This is a genomic window from Marinobacter flavimaris, from assembly GCF_045057155.1.
Lineage (GTDB): Bacteria > Pseudomonadota > Gammaproteobacteria > Pseudomonadales > Oleiphilaceae > Marinobacter > Marinobacter manganoxydans.
This window is the reverse complement of sequence record NZ_CP171359.1, coordinates 912386-932394: the sequence shown is the minus strand read 5'-3', so window position 1 is coordinate 932394 and position 20009 is coordinate 912386. Positions and strand designations below refer to the sequence as shown.

The following is a 20009-nucleotide window of genomic DNA, read 5'->3' as shown; positions in this document are numbered from 1 at the left end:
GCCCGTTTTTTTCGTACCAACCGGAAGATTAGTCCTTGTTGGCGTTTTGCTGCTGCATCTGCTCCTTGATGAGATCACCGATGGTGGTCGCACCAGAGGAAGTTTCCGCAGTTTTGGTCCGCACGTTTTCCAGTGCCTGCTTGTCGTCCTCAACATCTTTGGACTTCACAGACAGGTTGATGATGCGGTTCTTGCGATCGATGCTGATGATCTTCGCTTCAACTTCTTCGCCTTCTTTCAGCGCGTTGCGTGCGTCTTCAACACGGTCACGGCTGATTTCAGAGGCTTTCAGTACCGCTTCAACTTCGTCGTTCAGGGCAATGGTAGCTGCCTTGGCATCAACTGCAGACACGGTTCCCTTAACAATAGAGCCCTTGTCGTTCAGCTGCACAAACTCGGCGAACGGATCGCTTTCGAGCTGCTTGATACCCAGGGAGATACGCTCACGCTCCGGATCAACAGACAGGATAACGGTTTCAACTTCGTCACCCTTCTTGTATTCACGAACCGCTTCTTCGCCAGTCTCGTTCCAGCTGATGTCAGACAGGTGAACCAGACCGTCGATGCCGCCATCCAGACCGATGAAGATACCGAAGTCAGTGATTGACTTGATCTTACCGGAGATGCGGTCGCCCTTGTTGAAGTTGCTGGAGAAGTCTTCCCACGGGTTGGATACACACTGCTTGATACCCAGGGAGATACGACGACGCTCTTCGTCGATATCCAGAATCATCACGCCCACTTCGTCGCCAACCTGGACAACCTTGGACGGATGGATGTTCTTGTTGGTCCAATCCATTTCAGATACGTGAACCAGACCTTCAACACCCTCTTCCAACTCAGCAAAGCAACCGTAGTCAGTCAGGTTGGTAACGCGTGCTGTAACCTTGCTGCCTTCCGGATAACGACCCTTGATATCAACCCAGGGATCTTCGCCCAGCTGCTTCAGGCCGAGAGAAACACGGTTGCGCTCACGATCGAACTTCAGAACCTTGACGCTGATTTCGTCGCCAACATTAACGATTTCGCTCGGATGCTTGATGCGCTTCCAGGCCATATCGGTAATGTGCAGCAGGCCGTCAACACCACCCAGATCCACGAACGCGCCGTAGTCGGTCAGGTTCTTGACGATACCCTTGATTTCCATACCCTCGGTCAGGGTTTCCAGCAGAGCTTCACGCTCGGCACTGTTCTCAGCTTCCAGAACGGCGCGGCGGGAAACAACCACGTTGTTACGCTTCTGGTCGAGCTTGATAACCTTGAATTCGAGTTCTTTGTTCTCCAGGTGCGCGGTGTCGCGAACCGGACGAACATCTACCAGCGAGCCAGGCAGGAAGGCACGGATGCCGGCCAGATCGACGGTGAAGCCACCCTTGACCTTACCGTTGATGATACCTTTAACCACTTCCTCAGCTTCGAAGGACTTCTCGAGTACCTTCCAGGCTTCTGCACGCTTGGCCTTTTCACGGGACAGACGGGTCTCACCGAAGCCGTCTTCAACAGCGTCGAGAGCTACATCGACAACGTCGCCGATAGCAATTTCCAACTCGCCTTTTTCGTTAAGGAACTGGGAGGCGGGGATAACGCCTTCGGACTTCAGTCCGGCGTTAACGGTGACCCAGTCGTTATCGACGTCTACAACGGTTCCCTGGACGATGGAACCCGGTTGCATGTCAATTTCTTTCAGGCTTTCTTCAAAAAGATCCGCAAAGCTCTCGCTCATTATGAGTCCTATATGATCAACGCAAGTGTACTCCGTGCCACCAGCAACACGGTCTGTTAACAAGTTCCGGATTAAGCCTGTGGCTGGCAGATAACGCTACATCCGGCATTTCAACGACAAAAAGGTGTAGTCAGGCCTGACCTGCTGCGGCCATACACCTGTCTAACACCTCTTCTATACTCAATCCCGTAGAATCAATGACTTGCGCATCATCTGCGGGCTTGAGAGGGGCTGCGGAACGGTTCATATCCCGTTCATCACGAACCCGTATCTCCTCTAAAAGGGCGTCAATATTAACATCGACACCCGCGTCCTTCAACTGGCTATAGCGCCGTTGAGCCCTCTCCTCGGCGCTTGCCGTCAGGAAGATTTTTACCGGCGCGTCCGGAAACACCACGGTCCCCATATCACGGCCATCGGCCACAAGGCCCGGCGCCTGCCGGAAGTCCCGCTGGCGCTGCAAAAGGGCGTCACGGACCGACTGGATCACAGCCACCTTTGAAGCATTGTCGCCCGCCGATTCTGTACGTATATCTGCGGTCACGTCCTGCCCTGCCAGAACGACTTTTACCGGCTCACCTGCCGGCGTAGGCTCAAACGCCACATCCAGTCCGGCGGCGACTTTTACCAGCCCGCTCTCATCATCCATGGACACGCCCTGGCGAGCCGCGGCCAGCGCCGTCAGCCGATAAAGAGCACCACTGTCCAGAAGATGCCAGCCCAGCTTTCGGGCCAGCATCTGGGTAATCGTGCCTTTGCCGGAACCCCCGGGACCATCCACGGTGATCACCGGCGCACTGCTATCAACCATTATTCAGCCCCCTCGGCCGAGATATTGATTCCCGTTCCTTGCGCAAGTTCCACAAAACCGGGGAAAGACGTAGCCACATTGGCACAGTCGTTCACTGTAATGTCACCCGCAGCGCGCAGGGAAGCGACCGCAAAGGACATTGCGATGCGGTGGTCGCCGTGACTGTTCACGGTACCGCCACCGATGGTCTGACCACCATCGATAATAATGCCGTCCGGGGTTACGGTAGTGTCCACGCCCAATGCAGCAAGGCCATCTGCCATCACCTGGATCCGATCGCTTTCCTTGACCCGGAGTTCCTCAGCGCCACGCAAAACCGTGCGACCATTGGCGCAGGCCGCGGCGATGAATAGCACCGGAAATTCATCGATGGCCAGGGGCACCTGATCCTCAGGGATGTCGATACCCTGCAGCTCCGCCGAGCGGACCCGAAGGTCAGCAACCGGCTCACCACCGATTTCGCGCTCGTCCAGAATCTCGATATTGGCGCCCATCTGATTCAGGATGTTGATCACACCAACCCTGGTCGGGTTCATTCCAACGTGGCGAAGGATCAGATCGGAGCCCGGGGCGATACTGGCCGCGACCAGGAAAAATGCAGACGAAGAAATATCGGCAGGGACGTCAATATTGGTCGCCGTCAATTTGCCGCCGCCACTAACACTGGCGGTCGCGCCGTCCCGGTGGACGTGGTAGCCAAAGCCCGCCAGCATGCGCTCGGTATGATCGCGAGTAGGCGCCGGCTCGGTCACCGATGTACTGCCCTCGGCATAAAGCCCGGCCAGCAGAAGACACGATTTGACCTGGGCACTGGCCACCGGCATTTCATAGTGAATACCGGACAGCTTCTGGCCACCACGGATTTTCAGTGGCGGGCGCCCCCCTTCTGCGGTATCGATAACGGCGCCCATCGCCCTGAGAGGATCGGCAACCCGCCCCATCGGGCGACCGGAGAGACTCGCATCGCCGGTCAGCTCGGAATCAAAGGGCTGGGCCGCCAGCAAACCGGCGAACAGCCGCATGGCGGTTCCCGAGTTACCCAGATACAGAGGCCCGCGGGGGGCCTGAAGCCCGTGCATGCCAACACCATGGATGCGAACAAAGCCGTCGTCCGGGCCTTCAATGGTAACGCCCATATCCCGGAATGCCTGGAGCGTCGCCAGGCTGTCTTCACCCTCCAGAAACCCTTTCACTTCGGTTACGCCATCTGCCAGAGCACCCAGCATGATGGACCGGTGCGACATTGACTTGTCGCCGGGCACCCGGATATCACCGGTGATCGCGCCACCGGACTGAAGACGGAACGTTACCTGCTTTTCACTGTTGTTTGTCACGTAAGCCTGTCCTGAGAGCATCTTCGAAAAATGTTCACGCGCCGCCTTGGCGCGACTGAAAACCCGCAACAACGTGGCACTGTCCTGATTGGCAATGGCAGTGCGCAGTTGTTCGAGGTCGTGGGTAAAGTGGTCAATGACACGAAGAACCGCATCACGGTTCGACAGAAAAATATCGTGCCACATCACCGGATCGCTGGCCGCAATCCGGGTGAAATCCCTGAAGCCACCGGCGGCGTACCGGAAGATGTCCATGTTCTCATCTTCACCCGCCAGGGTATCTACCAGGGAGAACGCGATCAGGTGAGGCAAGTGGCTGGTGGCTGCCAGCACCTCATCGTGATACGCCACCGACATGGTCAGCACCGTGGCACCGCAGCCCTCCCAGAGCCCTTGCAGGCGAGCCAGGTGGGGCTGGCTGACATTGTCCGGCGGCGTAAGGATGACCTTGTGGTTGGCGAAAAGCTCGGGATTTGCCGCCCGGATGCCACTCTTCTCGGAACCGGCAATGGGATGACCGGGAATAACCAGAGGCGACAAGCCGCCGAACACGGCCTCAACATCGGCTACGAAGCTGGATTTGGTACTACCGACATCGGTGAGTATCGCGTCCGGCTCCAGAGACGGGCGAATCTGCTCAAGAACCGCGCGTGTTGCTCGTACCGGAACGGCAAGCACAACCAGGTCCGCGCCACGAACTGCATCAGACACCGTTGACGCCGCCTGATCGATCACACCCAACTCTTTACCGAGCTGCAGTTCCTCAGTGCGATGATCCGCACCAACAACCGTACCCGCAAGCCCATTGCGACGGATCGCGCAGGCCAGGGAGCCGCCAATCAGCCCCAGGCCAATCACCGCTACCCGTTTAAACAGAGGCTCGGACGGCGCCATATCAGTCGCTCAACCCCGAGGCCGCCAGGGCCTGCGCCAGTGCATCAATAAAGCGCTCGTTTTCTTCCTGAAGCCCGACAGAAACCCGAAGATGCCGGGGCATACCATAACCGCCGATGGGCCGAACAATCACGCCGTGGGCCAGCAGGGACTGGTACACGCCCATGGCCTGCTCCCCCACTTCCACGGCAACAAAGTTCCCGGCTGACGGGATGTAACTGAGCCCCATCCGGTCGAATGCCTCCTGCAACTGACGCAGACCGGCTGTGTTCACATCCCGGGAACGCTGGAGATAGTCTTCATCCTCAAGCACAGCCGTGGCCGCAGACAGGGCAACCGTATCCACGTTGAATGGCTGACGCACCCGGTTAAGAATGTCTGCGATGGCCGGCGAGGAGATACTGTAACCTACCCGCAGAGCCGCCAGCCCCCAGGCTTTGGAGAACGTGCGGCAAACGATGAGATTCGGGAAACGGGCCAACAGCTCGACACCGTCCGGGTATTGCTCTCCGGTCAGGTATTCGCAGTAGGCCTCATCCAGGACCACAAGCACCTTCTCCGGAATCCTGTTCAGGAACGCCTCAATGGCATCCGCCGTGTGAACCGTGCCCGTGGGGTTGTTCGGGTTGGCGACAAACACCAGGCGAGTGCGATCGGTAACCGCCGCAGCCATGGCATCCAGATCATGCCCCCACTCCCGGGCAGGCACAGACACACCCATGGCGCCGATGGCCTGAGTCACCAGGGGATAAACGGCGAACGCGTACTGGGAGAAAACGACCTCGGAATCTGCATCAGCGAAACAACGGGTAATGACTTCCAGTACATCGTTGGAGCCGTTACCAAGGGTAATCTGATCCATCCCGACGTTCAGACGCTTCGAAAGCGCCTGCTTCAGGTTGAATCCGTTGCCATCGGGATACAGACAAAGCTCGGAGAGGGCCTGCCGCGCGGCCGACAGCGCTTTTTCGCTCGGCCCCAGCGGGTTTTCGTTGCTCGCCAGCTTGATGATCTCTGCCGGATTGAGGCCAAGCTCACGGGCCAGCTCTTCAATCGGCTTGCCCGGCTGATACGGTGAGAGGGCCTGTACGCCGCGAACCGCCAGGCTCTGGTAATCAATGGCCATAAATCGTCCTCGACACTCTTTGCTCAGAAACGCAGGTGCAGATACTTACAGAACGCCAATCGGGTAGGAACCCAGGCGTTTGAGCTCAACGGCCTCTTCATCCACTTCTGCCAGAACCTTCCGGACCTGTTCGTCTTCCATATGTCCCTCAAAATCGATGTAGAACACATAGGCCCAGGTGCCACTTGGCGAGGGCCGCGTTTCGATTCTGGTCAGGCTGAGCCCGTGACGATGGAACGGCTCGAGGAGCTGATACAGGGCCCCCGGTTTGTTGCGCATGGACACCAGGATAGACGACTTGTCGTGGCCACTGGCAGGCACTTCCTCCCGGCCAATGATCAGGAAGCGTGTGGTATTGTCCGGGCGATCCTCAATACTGTTCGCCAGCTTCTGCAGGCCATAGAGCTCGGCCGCCATATCACCGGCAATAGCCGCCGTGCCGGGCTCCTCGGCTGCGCGCCGGGCCGCTTCCGCATTGCTGGAGACGGTAACCCGCTCGATGCCGTAGCGGTGGGTGTCCAGCCATTGCCGGCATTGGGCAAACGATTGCTGATGGGAATAAATCCGTGTGATTTCCTGGTCGCCATGCTTCGGAGACACAAGCAGGTGATGGTGAATCCGCAGCTGAACCTCGCCGCAGATCTTCAGCGGCGAGGACATGAACATATCCAGGGTGTGGTTGATCATACCCTCGGTCGAGTTTTCGACCGGCACCACGCCGTAATGAGCAGCGCCGGATTCGACCTCCCGGAATACCGCATCAATGGCCGGCAAAGGCACGCTGACCACCGAGTGACCAAAATGCTTGAGCGCTGCCGCCTGTGTGAAGGTGCCAATCGGACCCAGGAAGGCAATGTGCATGGGCTTTTCCAGCGCCAGGCAGGCCGACATGATTTCCCGGAACAGACGGGCCATTTCCTCACCCGACAGCGGCCCCGGATTCTGTTCCTTGATGCGGCGAAGCACCTGGGCCTCCCGCTCGGGGCGATAGAAAAAGACGTCCTGCCCCGGATTGGCGGTCATTTTAACGTGCGCCACTTCCTGGGCACAGGCGGCCCTGGCACTGATCAGCTCCATGATCTTCTGATCAAGTTGATCGATCTCGTCCCGCAGCTCTCCGAGCCGAACCTGCTCATCACTCATGATCAGCCACGCTCCTTCGCAAATTCGGTCATGTAGTCGATCAGTGCATCGACACCGGCTTCTGGCATCGCGTTGTAGATGCTCGCACGCATTCCGCCAACCGACCGGTGGCCGGCCAGGTTCAGCAGGCCACGGGCATTGGCACCCTTCAGGAATTCACCGTTCAGGGCATCATCCGCCAGCGTGAATGGTACGTTCATCCAGGAGCGGAAGCGCGGATCAATCGGGTTGGCGTAAAACTCGTTGGTATCGATGAAATCGTAGAGCTTGCGGGCCTTGCGCAGGTTGATTTCACCCATGGCCTTCACACCGCCCTGCTCTTTCAGCCACTTGAACACCAGACCGGCCAGATACCAGGAATAGGTCGCCGGCGTGTTGTACATGGAGCCGTTATCTGCGATCACCTGATAATTCATCATGGTCGGGGTCTCCTGGCGGGCCTTACCCAGGAGATCCTTGCGGATAATGACCACTACCAATCCCGAGGGACCGATGTTCTTCTGGGCACCGGCATAGATCACACCGAACCTGGAGACGTCCACCGGCCTCGACAGCATTGATGAGGACATGTCGGCAACCAGCGGCGCGCCCGGGCTATCCGGAATAAAACCGAATTCCAGGCCACCGATGGTCTCGTTGGGCGTGTAGTGCAGATAAGCCGCGTCGGCACTGGTCTGCCACGAGGATTGATCCGGAATCGTGGTAAAGCCACTGTCTTCCGAACTCGCCACCACGTTCACCTTGCCATAGCGACTGGCCTCGGCAATGGCCTTCTTGGACCAGATGCCAGTGTTCACGTAGTCCGCAGAGCCTTTTTCGCCCAGCAGATTCAGAGGAATGGTGGAAAACTGGCTGGACGCCCCACCCTGCATGAAAAGAACCGCGTAGTCGTCCGACACGCCGGCCAGTTCACGCAGATCTTTTTCTGCAGTTTCGGCAATCTGGACAAACTCGTCGCTGCGATGGCTCATTTCCATCACCGACATGCCGGTACCGCGCCAGTCGAGCATTTCATCCCGCGCCTGACGAAGCACGCTCTCCGGCAAGGTGGCCGGACCTGCACAAAAGTTATACGCCCTGCTCATGTTGCTGCTTTCTCTCAAGTCTTGCTGAATCTGTCCGTGGCAAGTGCCGGCTTATTCGTCGCCGGCACTCTCGCCTTCTTGGCCTTGCTGGCCTTCTTCCGGGCTCTCGTCGGCAACAATCGGATTGCCTTCACTGTCGAGCTCTTCGTCGTCGGTTTCCGCAATCCGCTCAACGCCAACCAGCCGCTCGTCTTCTTGGCTCAGCTTGATCAGGCGCACGCCCTGGGTATTCCGGCTAAGAACCGACACTTCGTCTGTCCGGGTACGCACGAGCGTGCCCTTGTCAGAGATCAGCATCATTTCGTCACCGTCGAACAGCTGCAGGGCTGTCACCAGGTTACCGTTACGCTCGGAGCACTGCATGGCGATAACGCCCTGGCTGCCACGGCTGTAGGTCGGGAACTCGTCAATGGCGGTACGCTTGCCGTAGCCGTTTTCGGAGGCAGTCAGGATAACCCCACCGTCCTGCGGGATGATCAGCGACACCACATGGTGACCCTGCGGCATCTTGATACCGCGAACACCACGGGCTGTCCGGCTCATGGGACGAACGGCTTCTTCGTTGAAGCGCACCGCCTTGCCAGCGGTCGAGAACAGCATGACCTCGGCATCGCCTTTGGTAATGGCTGCACCGATCAGGGTATCGCCCTCATCCAGTGACAGGGCAATCAGGCCGCTGCTGCGCGGACGCGAGAAGTTCGGCAACGGCGTTTTCTTGACCACACCGGCAGAGGTGGCCATCAGCACGAACTGGTCTTCCGGATAATCCCGAACCGGCAGGAACGTGGTAATACGCTCGCCTTCGTCCAGCGGCAGGATATTCACCATGGGCCGACCGCGGGAGGCACGGCTGGCGCGTGGAATCTCGAACACCCGCAGCCAGTACACCTTGCCACGGTTGGAGAAACACAGAATCGTATCGTGGGAGTTGGCCACCAGCAGCTTCTCAACGAAGTCTTCGTCCTTCATAGAGGTTGCTGCCTTGCCCCGACCACCACGACGCTGGGCCTGGTAGTCTTCCACTGCCTGGGTCTTGGCGTAACCACTGTGGGAAATGGTCACCACCAGGTCTTCTTCATCAATCAGGTCGGCGATGGTCAGGTCGCGACGGGAGCTGGTGATTTCGGTACGACGCTCGTCACCAAACTCGGTAACGATGGCTTCCAGCTCTTCCCGGATCACCTGGAGCAGCCGCTCGGGGTCGCCCAGGATGTCCAGCAGATCGGCAATCTTGTCGAGAATTTCCTTGTATTCGTTCTGGAGCTTCTCGGTTTCCAGACCGGTCAGGCGGTGCAGACGCAAGTCCAGAATGGCCTGGGCCTGTTCCGGTGACAGATGATACAGACCTTCACGCAGCCCATAGATCTCTGGCAGGTCGTCCGGACGGCAGGCGTCCTGACCGGCACGTTCCAGCATGGCCATGACATCGCCCGGTGACCAGCCCTTGGCAATCAGCTTTTCCTTCGCTTCGGCGGCGGACGGCGAGGCCTTGATCAGCTCGATAATCTCGTCGATGTTGGCCAGGGCAACCGTCAAACCTTCCAGAATATGGCCACGTTCACGGGCTTTACGCAGTTCGTAGATGGTCCGGCGGGTCACTACTTCACGGCGGTGACGAACGAACGCATCCAGCAGCTGCTTCAGATTCAGGGTTTTCGGCTCACCGTTGATCAGGCCAACCATGTTGATGCCGAATACAGTTTCCAGCTGGGTCTGGGCAAACAGGTTGTTGACCACAACGTCCGGGTTCTCACCCCGACGCAGTTCGATCACCACCCGGATACCTTCCTTGTTGGATTCGTCCCGCAGCTCGGAGATACCTTCAAGACGCTTTTCTTTTACCAGCTCCGCGATCTTCTCGATCAGGCGGGCCTTGTTCAGCTGATACGGCAGCTCGGTGATGATGATGGCATCGCGATTGGTCTTGTTGTCGTGCTCGATCTCGTGGCGGGCACGAATATAGATACGACCACGGCCGGTACGGTAGGCCTCAACGATGCCGGCACGGCCGTTGATGATGCCCTCGGTCGGGAAATCCGGGCCCGGAATGAATTCCATCAGCTCATCGATGGTCAGATCCGGATTATCAATCAGCGCCAAGCAGCCGCTTACGACTTCCGTCAGGTTGTGGGGCGGAATGTTGGTAGCCATGCCCACGGCAATACCGGAGGAACCATTCACCAGCAGGTTGGGCACCCGGGTGGGCAGAACCTCGGGAATCCGCTCGGTACCGTCGTAGTTATCGACGAAATCGACCGTTTCCTTGTCCAGGTCCGCCAGCAGGGAGTGGGCGATCTTCTCCATGCGGATCTCGGTGTAACGCATGGCAGCCGCGTTGTCACCGTCGATGGAACCGAAGTTACCCTGGCCATCAACCAGCGGATACCGCAGGGAGAACGGCTGGGCCATACGTACGATGGTGTCGTATACCGCAGAGTCACCGTGGGGGTGGTATTTACCGATAACATCACCCACCACACGGGCGGACTTCTTATAGGCCTTGTTCCAGTCGTTGTTCAGTTCGGACATGGCGAACAGAACGCGGCGGTGAACCGGCTTGAGGCCATCCCTCACATCCGGAAGCGCCCGCCCGACGATCACGCTCATGGCGTAATCGAGGTAGGACTGTTTTAACTCGTCTTCAATATTGACCGGCAGGATCTCTTTGGCTAACTCACCCATCGAGAAAGGTTCCTTTGCGTTATCTGGAAGTCGTATCGGGGCCGTTTCCGGGCCCCATAGTTATTCTTCAACAAGCCGCCAAGTCTACCACAGTCGCACCCTTTCCGGGGCAACTGTGAGGCAGCCTTAATCAAACACCACTGTCTTGTTTTCGTAGGTGATCACCCGGTCTTCAATGTGTGAGCGCAGGCCCCGGGCCAACACGTTCTTTTCCACATCCTTACCCAGGCGAACCATATCCTCGATAGAGTCGCTGTGGGTGATCCGGATAACGTCCTGCTCGATGATCGGGCCCTCGTCGAGGTCCTGAGTCACGTAGTGGCAGGTGGCACCAATCAGCTTAACACCGCGGCTGTAGGCCTGGTGATAGGGGCGTGCACCGGCGAAAGACGGCAGGAAGCTGTGATGGATATTGATCACCTTGCCGGAGTATTTCTCGCAGAGCTCGCCAGGAAGGATCTGCATGTAGCGCGCCAGCACCACCACATCGGCCTCATATTTCTGGAACAGCTCATCAATATGGGCGAAAGCTTCCTCTTTGTTTTCCTTGCTTACCGGCACGTGGTGGTAGGGAATCTCATGCCACTCCACCATCCGGCGCAGGTCGTCGTGGTTGGAGATGACCGCCACGATCTCGGCATTGATCTCCTTGCTGTGCCAGCGGTGCAGCAGATCAGCCACACAATGGGATTCCTTGCTGCACATCAGGATGACTTTCTTGGGCTGGGCCGAGTCGGCAATGTGCCAGTTCATATTGAATTCGCGGGCAATCGGCTCAAACGCGGCGCGGAACTGGTCCAGACCGAACGGAATCGAGGTGGCCTTGATCTCGTGCCGCATGAAAAACCAGCCGGTTTGCGTGTCGGAATGGTGACTCGCCTCGGTAATCCAGCCATTGTATGTCGACAGAAAATTACTCACCTTGGCGACAATTCCCACCCGGTCGGGGCAGGAAATCACAAGACGATAGGTATGCTCCATGAAAGCCTTTCCTTAACTGAAATCCGGGAAAGCAGGTGCGTCGGGGAATCACCGCCGACATTAACGGCAGGTTAACGGTACGCACCTATGAAAATGACCGGCTATCATAGCCTATCTGAACGCCAGAAACGAGGAATGGAGATATGGACAGAGGCCTCTACCAACGCACAATCAAAAACCTCGCCACGGGGCGCTCAGGCCGCCTTTCGATTGCGGCCGCCTTGACCTTTTTCATCACCACCGCGCCGGCCTTCGGACAGGCCATTCTCGAGGGTGAGCGGTTTCACCCGGTTACCGCAACCCAGGGCATGGTTGCCACCAGCCATACACTGGCCACCGAGGTGGCTCTGGAAGTGCTGAAAAACGGCGGCAATGCAATCGATGCAGCCGTTACCGCCGGTTTTGCACTCGCTGTCACCCAGCCCCGTTCCGGCAACATTGGCGGTGGCGGTTTCATGCTGATTTCCAGGGGCGACGGATCAGATCCGGAAGCCATTGATTATCGCGAAAAAGCGCCCGCTGCCGCCACAGAAACCATGTTCCAGGACGAATCCGGCGAGGTGGTCAGGAACCGCAGTCGTTTTACCCACCTGGCCGCAGGGGTTCCGGGCACAGTTGCCGGCCTTGCACTGGCGCTGGAGCGGCACGGCACCATTACCCTCAAGCAGGCACTGGCGCCGGCCATCAAACTGGCCCAAGACGGTTTCGTAGTGCCCCAGCGTTTTACTGAAGGTCTGGAGCAGGCCCGGGAGAGACTCGAGCGATGGCCCGCCACCCGTGACACCTTTTATAGGGAAGACGGCAGCGCCTGGCAGCCCGGGAAACGCTTTCGACAGCCGGAACTGGCGGCAACACTCCAGCGCATTGCCGACAACGGCGTGAAAGGCTTTTACGAAGGCGAAACCGCCGATCTGATTGCCAGCGAAATGGAACGGAATGGCGGCCTCATCACGCACCAGGACCTGAAAGACTATCGCCCGGTTGTCCGGGCGCCGGTTCACGGCAACTATCGCGGGTACGATATTTTCTCGATGTCGCCGCCCTCCTCCGGCGGCACGCACATTGTCCAGATCCTGAATATCCTGGAAGGCTTCCCGATGGCCGAGTTTGGCCATAACTCCGCTGATGCGATTCATCACATGGCCGAAGCCATGAAACTGGCCTACGCGGACCGTTCAAAATACCTCGGCGACACGGATTATGTGGAGGTGCCGCTGGCGGGGTTAACCAGCAAAGGCTACGCAGAAGAACTGCGCAAAGGCATTGATCCAGACAGGGCACGACCGGCCAGCGACATCAATCCCGGCCAGCCAGCTGCCTGGGAAAGCCCTGAAACCACCCATTTTTCCGTGGTGGATAAATGGGGCAACGCCGTGTCCAACACCTACACAATCAATTTCAGTTATGGATCCGGCATTACGGTGGAAGGCGCTGGATTCCTGCTTAACAACGAAATGGACGACTTCAGTGCCAAGCCCGGTGTGCCCAACGCTTATGGCCTGATCGGTGGCGAAGCCAACAAGGTCGAGCCCGGCAAACGCATGCTGAGCTCCATGTCGCCCACTATCGTTAAGAAGGATGGCAAGAACGTTCTGGTGACCGGCAGCCCCGGAGGCTCCCGGATCATTACCACCACCTTGCAGGTGATCCTCAATGTGATTGATCATGGAATGAACATCCAGACCGCCGTGAGCGCTCCGCGCATGCACCACCAGTGGCTGCCGGATGAAATCCGGATCGAACAGGGCATCAGCCCCGACACCATCCGGCTTCTGCAGGAGCGGGGGCACACGGTGGTCGGTGGATCAGCCATGGGCGCCATCCAGAGCATCCTGATTGACGAAGAGGGTGTTCTCAATGGTGGCGCGGACCCGAGGAGGAGCACTTCGTCGGCCATGGGCTATTAACGGGCAATTGACCAGGGTCACTGACCTGAATGGAGGCTTTATGTATCTTTCTGTACAACTGAGCTGCTATCCCCTGAAAGAGGAGTACAAGCAGCCAATCAAAGACCTGATCGCGCGCCTGGAGCAGACCGGACTGGAAGTCTATCCGGGGCGAATGAGCACCGAGATTTTCGGCGACTATGATGAGGTTATGGGCGTGCTCTCGGACACCATGAAATGGTCGTTCGAGACCTACGGCAAATCTGTCTTCGTGGCGAAGATCATGGAGGGCGACCGGAGACCGAAATGACAGCACCGAGTGGGCCAGACAACCAGCAACAGAAACCGGATCAGAACCAACAACCGGTCATTCCGAACCAGTATGCGTTCCTTTGGCTGAGCGCTGCCATCTTCCTGATGGTGCTCTGGCTGCAGGATGGCGGACAACCGCGGCTTCAGGACCTCGCCTACTCGGAATTCAAGACGGCTGTTGTGAACAATCAGGTGGCAGAAGTCACGTTGAAAGAAGAAGCCATTACCGGCTTGTTCACCGACAGCGGTGCAGCCGATTTCAGCTCTGACAGCCCACCCCACACCAGCACGCCCGGTTTCCATACCATCCGCCCGCCCATGGAAGACCCGTCGCTGCTCAACCTTCTTGAAGAGCACAGTGTCACCATTCGGGCCACGCCATCAGGTCTGCCCTGGTGGCAGGAAATGATTCGCGGCTTCCTGCCCTGGATCCTGCTGCTGGCGCTGATGTTCTGGTTCTGGGGTGCGGCGCAGAAACGCATGACACAGGGTGGCGGCCCGTTTGATTTCAGCCGCTCCAAGGCACGGCGGGCCCACAAGGAAACCTCTACCGCCACCCTGGATGACGTGGCCGGCATTGAATCCGCCAAGCGGGAAATTGCCGAGATCATCGATTTCCTGAAATCTCCCGAAAAATACCGGGCACTGGGTGCCGTCATGCCCAAGGGCGTGCTTCTGGTCGGTCCGCCGGGCACCGGCAAAACACTACTGGCCCGGGCCATCGCCGGCGAAGCCGAAGTGCCCTTCTACAGCATCAGCGCCTCGGAATTCATCGAGATGTTCGTGGGTGTCGGCGCCGCGCGGGTTCGGGACATGTTCAAGGAAGCCCGGAAAGACGCGCCGGCGCTGATTTTCATCGACGAACTGGATGCCATTGGCCGATCACGTGGTGCGGGCCTGGGTGGTGGCCATGATGAACGAGAGCAGACACTGAACCAGATCCTCACGGAAATGGACGGTTTCGAGGCTCACGAAAATGTTCTGGTACTGGCTGCCACCAACCGGCCGGACGTACTCGACAGTGCCCTGCTCCGCCCGGGCCGTTTTGACCGCAAGATCACTCTCGACCGCCCCCACAAGGAGGCCCGCGCGGCGATCCTGGCCGTTCACGTGCGAAAGGTCCCCCTAGCGAATGATGTCGACCTGGATCAACTGGCCGCACGCACCATCGGCTTTTCCGGGGCGGATCTCAAGAACCTCGTAAATGAAGCGGCGCTCACCGCAGCCCGCGAAAGCCTGCATGAGGTGAATGCCCATTGCTTTGATCTGGCCCGGGACAGAATTATTCTCGGTGAAGAACGGGATACCAAGCTGAACCCGCAGGAGCGTGAGGCCGTTGCCTACCACGAGTGTGGCCACGCCATCATGGCCTACTATATGCCGAACGCGGACCCGCTTACCAAGTTGACCATCATTCCTCACGGCATGGCCATGGGAGTGACGGAACAAACCCCCCGGGAAGATCACTACACCTACACCGAAAGCTACCTGAAGGATCGCATCAAGGTGATGCTTGGCGGTCGCTGCTCGGAAAAGCTGATCTACGGAGAAGTCAGTACCGGCGCCCAGAACGACCTCAAGGAGGCCACCGCGCTGATACGCAAGATGATCGGCCAGTGGGGCATGAGCGAAAAGATCGGCCCGCTGGGCCTGAACATCGGCGAGGAACATGTTTTCCTGGGCCGGGAGATGGGCATGCCGAGGGAGTTCAGCGAAAAGATGGCTGAAATGATTGACGAGGAAATCCAGTCCCAGCTCCTGGCCCTCGAGAAGGCAACCCTCGACTTCCTGACCGAGCACCGAAACCAGTTGGACGCATTGGCCAAAGCCGTGCTGAAAAAGGAAACGCTGTCAGCAGAGGACGTCGAGGAAATCCTGCGCAAGGAAGATGCACGGAAGATTGCCTGATACTCAAGTCATGGCCTAGATCACCAGGTCATGACTGAACAGGGTAATACAGAACCCAAGGACCGCTCCCAGAGGTGGCCCCCAATGCCGGTCAAGCCTCGACTGAGGAGCGATGTCCTGGAAAATCAGGTACAGAATACCCCCGGAAGCCATCAGCATCAGTGAGCCCAGTAATACGGGGCGCTCCGACAAGAAGAAATAGCCAAACAGGCCGGCCACCGGACCTGTGATCACCAGGCTACTCATAAAGACCAGCGTCTTTCGTGAGCTATGGCCTTTCAGGTAAAGCAACTCCCGATAGGCGTTGAACCCTTCCGGCAAGTTCTGCAAGGCAATGAGTAACGCCATGAGCAGCGCAATCTCGGTGTTCACCACGGCGAGCCCGCCCAGCGCGGCAGCTTCCGGAATAAAATCCAGCATCACGCCCAGGAGCTGCGGAGATTCACGGCGTTTCAAACCGAGAACCCGCTCTATCAGGAAGAATATGAGCCCGCCCGCAAGAATAGCCGGAATCGCAAGAAGGGATCCTCCCATGCTGGATCGGCCTTCCGGAATAAAAACCACAGCGACCGCGCCAAGCAGGATGCCGCCACCGAGCGCGATCACGAAATGGCGAAACTCCTGCTCCAGCCAATTGGGTCGGATCCGTTCAAAGCTGGCGAGCAGTCCGCCCAGTGGAATGCAGGCGCCGGCAAGGACGGTCAGTCCAACAATGGAGAGAACATCTATAAACATCAGCTAATAAAGACCTATGGAGCAACCGATGGGATTCAGGGCGTGACCGTGACGGGAAGGTTCAGGGCCACCAACAATCGCTCTGCGCCGGGCTCCTGGAGCAGTGTGCATTCCCGGCTTAGCACCAGCTCTACCGCCCTTTCCTGTCGTAGAATTCCGGCCACAACAGCCGGATCCGTTGATGGCAGAGACCTTACACGAAGCTCCGATTCCTGAATACCCAGGTCCTGCGCGACGCCTTTAAGATCGTCGGCTGAGACCGTCGAGTCAGCGCCCAACAGTAGTGTCACGGGCCGGTGGGAATGACGAACCACCTCAGCGGTTGCCTGGACAGCGCGGCCGTTAGCGCCATGATGGTCATTGAGAAACACCACAACCCTGCCCAAAGGTTCGGCCCGACTTTCACGCCAGAGCAAGACCCTTCCCCGGGAACGACGAACCAGCCCTTTTGCCGTCGAGCCCAAGCGCGCACCGGGCTCGGAGGACCAACCAACGCGGCCCAGCACCAGAAGATCCTGAGGGCCGGCGAGCGCCAGCACCTCATCAATCACATGGCCCCGGGCGACACTCAGGGATTGCCTGCCACCGTATGACGCGACGGCACCGGCAAGAGCACGGCGGGCTTCGCTCGCCAACCTTTGCATGCGCTGTTCAACGTCGCCAGCAGCCAGGGGGCGGCTGATACCGGACGAACCGCCCACTTCGCGGGCAAAACCATAGCCGGCGCTTCGCAGCTGATTCAGCTCCTCAACAAACACACCGAGCACATCGGCACCGGTATTCGCGGCAATCCCGACCGCAGCCTGCAAGGCGGCGTAACTCATCCTGGAACCATCGAGAAGTACCAGTACACGACCGGTTGTGGTGCCGGGATCAGCCTGGTCTGCTGGACTATCAGTCACGATCCTTGCCTCCGCTGCTGTTCGCTTCTCCGTTCTCGTCCCGTTTCTTGCTGGCCTCCGCGAACTTCTCCAGGCGTTCGGCAACCCGGTGATTGAAGCTGTTCTCGGGGAACTCGCCATTACTATCCGGTTCTCCGGGCTCAAGACCGGTTAGCAGCTCAATTGCCTCATTGATGCCTGAAATCGGATAGATCCGGAACCGGTCTTCAGCGATCGCCTTCCTTACATCGGCTCTCAGCATCAAATGTTCAACATTGCTTGCGGGCAGCAGAACGCCCTGCCCGCGGACATCGCCGGCCCCCTTGCAGACATCGAAAAAGCCTTCGATCTTCTCGTTCACGCCACCCACAGCCTGAACTTCACCATGCTGGTTCATGGACCCTGTCACCGCGAAGGATTGTTTGAGTGGGACTCGGGAAATGGCAGACAGCAACACACAGGTTTCTGCCACCGAAGCGGAATCGCCCTCGACACCACCGTAGGATTGCTCGAAGGCCAGGCTCGCCGAAAGCGACAGTTCACCATCGCCTGCATACCGGCTCGCCAGGAATCGGGACAATATCATCACGGCCTTACTATGAATGGGGCCGCCGAGTTTGGCCTCCCGCTCGATATCCACCACCTGCCCCTTACCGGGACGGGCCGTGGCGGTAATCCGGGTAGGCTGCCCGAACATCGACGCCCCAAGTCTGAGCACCGAAAGGCCATTTACCTGAGCCACCTCCTCGCCGGTGGTGGCTATCATCACCACACCCCGGCTGATTTGCTCGCGACTTCGTTCCCGGACCCGGCTGGCCCGGTATTCCCGTTCATCAATGGCCTGCTGGAGATGGCTGGCTTCAACCGTATCGGCCCCGGCCTGTCCCGCCCAGTGGTCTGCCTCGCTCAGAATGTCGCGGAGCACCCGGTCGTGGGCGGTCAGTTTGCGCTGGTCTGCTGCCAGCCGGCTGGCATGTTCAATCAGCCGGGCCACGGCGCTTCGCTCCAGCGGTCGCATTTTCAGGCCCCGGGCCATGGTGGCGATCATGCGCGCGTAGAGTTCGTAGCATTCTTCATTGCGGTCCAGGTCGTCCTCGAAATCCGCTTCTACTTTGAACAGGTCCAGAAAGTCCGGATCATAGTGGGACAGCAGGTAATAGAGCATCCGGTCCCCGAGCAGAACCACCTTGACCGACACCGGAATAGGCTCCGGCTGCAGGCTGACGGTACTCACCAACCCGTAAAGCCGCTCCAGTGACTCGATTCGAAACTCACCGGAGGACAGGATCCGCTTCAGGCTTTCCCACGCCATCGGCTGTGTCAGTACCCTGCGCGCATCAATGATCAGATAGCCGCCACTGGCCCGGTGCATGGAACCGCCACGAATCAGCGTGAAATCGGTATAGAGATTACCCTGCCGGGCCCGATGTTCAATCTGCCCCGCCAGATGCTGATGGTTCGGCAGGTCCTCGTAGATAACGGGCGCTCCGGCCGTCTCGGCATTATCGACCAGCAAATTGACCTTGTACCTTGCCAACAGGCCCGCCGGAGGCCCGTTATCGGTATCCTGAAAAGCCTCGGCGTGCTCGACCACATCCTCACGAACGGCATCCAGGTACTCGGCGATATCCTGCAGGTGGGACCATTTTTCCCTCAACTCCCCAATCGGGCCGCCCAGGGTCAGCTGCACCATTTCTTCATTCAGGGCATGGACTCTTTCCCTGACCTCCTTCCGCATCCTGGGTATCTGCTGGATGGTTTGCTGAAGCTTTTTCTGAAGCTCCTCAACCTTGGATTCGACCAGCGCTTTCTCCTCGTCCGAGAAGTTCTTGTATTCCTCCGGGTCGATCACCTCGCCCTTGCGCATCGGGGCAAAGGTAAAGCCGGCCGGCGTGGTGATCATGGCAATGTTGTTCCGGTTCGCCTCTTCCTGGATATCAAACAGGCCCTGATGCTGACGCTTGGCCATTTCTTCCTGGAGTTCCTGCAACCTGGCCTGGTATTCCTCGCTTTCGAAGGCAGCAGGGATTGCTGTTCGGAGCTCCTCTGCCAGTTCATTCATGTGTTTCTTGAATTGCCGCCCTTCACCGGCCGGCAGTCGAATGGCGCGTGGCCGCTCTGAAAACTGGAAGTTGTAGACATGGCACCAATCCGGCGGGACCGGCTGGCTTGCCGCATGCAGGCAAAGAAAGCGTTCGACCAGCTCGTGCTTGCCGGCACCGGAGGGTCCGAGAACAAAGAGATTGAAACCGTCTGCCTGAATACCGGCACCAAATTCCAGCGCCCGCAGTACCCGGTCCTGACCATACGGACGCTCAAGATCCTGCAGGTCTTCGGTAGTGATGAAATCCAGCTTGTCTTCGGGGCAACCGTGGTAGACCTGGTTTTCCGTTAACGGGGCGGGTAGTGGCATTACATCCTCCTGATGGTTCCCACCCGAAAGTGGGATACGCCGATTACGTCGAACGAGTAATCCGGGGGCAACGGCCCCTCATCAGGAAACTATAG

The 20009-nt window shown here is 58.4% G+C and carries 14 protein-coding genes; 3 read left to right on the top strand and 11 right to left on the bottom strand.

Annotated elements, in window-relative coordinates; translation table 11 throughout:
* Positions 1-28: 28 nt before the first annotated feature.
* The 8 genes from rpsA to purU form a co-directional block, all read right to left on the bottom strand.
* Positions 29-1723, bottom strand: a complete 1695-nt coding sequence (gene rpsA / locus ACGK9W_RS04370; protein ID WP_008172063.1) for a 30S ribosomal protein S1 — start codon at positions 1721-1723, stop codon at positions 29-31.
* Between the two features lie 130 nt (positions 1724-1853).
* The gene (gene cmk, locus ACGK9W_RS04365) at positions 1854-2534 is read right to left on the bottom strand and encodes a (d)CMP kinase (protein WP_008172064.1); all 681 of its coding nucleotides are present in this window, start codon (positions 2532-2534) and stop codon (positions 1854-1856) included.
* Positions 2534-4762: a bifunctional prephenate dehydrogenase/3-phosphoshikimate 1-carboxyvinyltransferase gene (locus ACGK9W_RS04360; protein ID WP_008172065.1), complete on the bottom strand. Its 2229-nt coding sequence runs from the start codon at positions 4760-4762 to the stop codon at positions 2534-2536. The genes cmk and ACGK9W_RS04360 overlap by 1 nt, the downstream gene beginning before the upstream one ends.
* Before the next feature lies 1 nt (position 4763).
* Entirely contained in the window at positions 4764-5888 is a 1125-nt protein-coding gene (gene hisC / locus ACGK9W_RS04355) for a histidinol-phosphate transaminase (RefSeq protein WP_405419228.1), read from the bottom strand.
* 45 nt (positions 5889-5933) lie between these two features.
* Complete coding sequence (pheA, locus tag ACGK9W_RS04350; protein ID WP_008172067.1) at positions 5934-7031, bottom strand: prephenate dehydratase; 1098 nt, start codon at positions 7029-7031, stop codon at positions 5934-5936.
* 2 nt (positions 7032-7033) lie between these two features.
* The gene (serC, locus tag ACGK9W_RS04345; protein WP_008172068.1) at positions 7034-8116 is read right to left on the bottom strand and encodes a 3-phosphoserine/phosphohydroxythreonine transaminase; all 1083 of its coding nucleotides are present in this window, start codon (positions 8114-8116) and stop codon (positions 7034-7036) included.
* 51 nt (positions 8117-8167) lie between these two features.
* The gene (gene gyrA / locus ACGK9W_RS04340) at positions 8168-10798 is read right to left on the bottom strand and encodes a DNA gyrase subunit A (protein ID WP_008172069.1); all 2631 of its coding nucleotides are present in this window, start codon (positions 10796-10798) and stop codon (positions 8168-8170) included.
* A gap of 126 nt (positions 10799-10924) precedes the next feature.
* Complete coding sequence (purU, locus tag ACGK9W_RS04335) at positions 10925-11779, bottom strand: formyltetrahydrofolate deformylase (RefSeq protein WP_008172070.1); 855 nt, start codon at positions 11777-11779, stop codon at positions 10925-10927.
* A gap of 143 nt (positions 11780-11922) precedes the next feature.
* On the opposite strand from purU, the gene ggt reads away from it, so the two are divergent.
* The 3 genes from ggt to ftsH are packed head-to-tail and all read left to right on the top strand — an operon-like array spanning position 11923 to position 15885.
* Positions 11923-13686, top strand: a complete 1764-nt coding sequence (gene ggt, locus ACGK9W_RS04330) for a gamma-glutamyltransferase (RefSeq protein ID WP_008172072.1) — start codon at positions 11923-11925, stop codon at positions 13684-13686.
* Positions 13687-13726: 40 nt separating this feature from the next.
* Complete coding sequence (locus ACGK9W_RS04325; RefSeq protein ID WP_014576785.1) at positions 13727-13975, top strand: thiamine-binding protein; 249 nt, start codon at positions 13727-13729, stop codon at positions 13973-13975.
* Positions 13972-15885 (top strand): ATP-dependent zinc metalloprotease FtsH, encoded by a 1914-nt coding sequence (ftsH, locus tag ACGK9W_RS04320; protein WP_104271406.1) that lies wholly within the window; start codon positions 13972-13974, stop codon positions 15883-15885. Before ACGK9W_RS04325 ends, ftsH begins: the two co-directional genes overlap by 4 nt.
* 15 nt (positions 15886-15900) lie before the next feature.
* Here the strand turns inward: ftsH and ACGK9W_RS04315 are convergent, their stop codons facing one another.
* The 3 genes from ACGK9W_RS04315 to ACGK9W_RS04305 are packed head-to-tail and all read right to left on the bottom strand — an operon-like array spanning position 15901 to position 19914.
* Entirely contained in the window at positions 15901-16620 is a 720-nt protein-coding gene (locus ACGK9W_RS04315; protein ID WP_062784806.1) for a ZIP family metal transporter, read from the bottom strand.
* A 35-nt stretch (positions 16621-16655) separates the two neighbouring features.
* Entirely contained in the window at positions 16656-17522 is an 867-nt protein-coding gene (locus tag ACGK9W_RS04310) for a universal stress protein (protein WP_405419219.1), read from the bottom strand.
* Entirely contained in the window at positions 17515-19914 is a 2400-nt protein-coding gene (locus ACGK9W_RS04305) for a Lon protease family protein (protein ID WP_405419216.1), read from the bottom strand. The genes ACGK9W_RS04310 and ACGK9W_RS04305 overlap by 8 nt, the downstream gene beginning before the upstream one ends.
* Positions 19915-20009 lie beyond the last annotated feature (95 nt).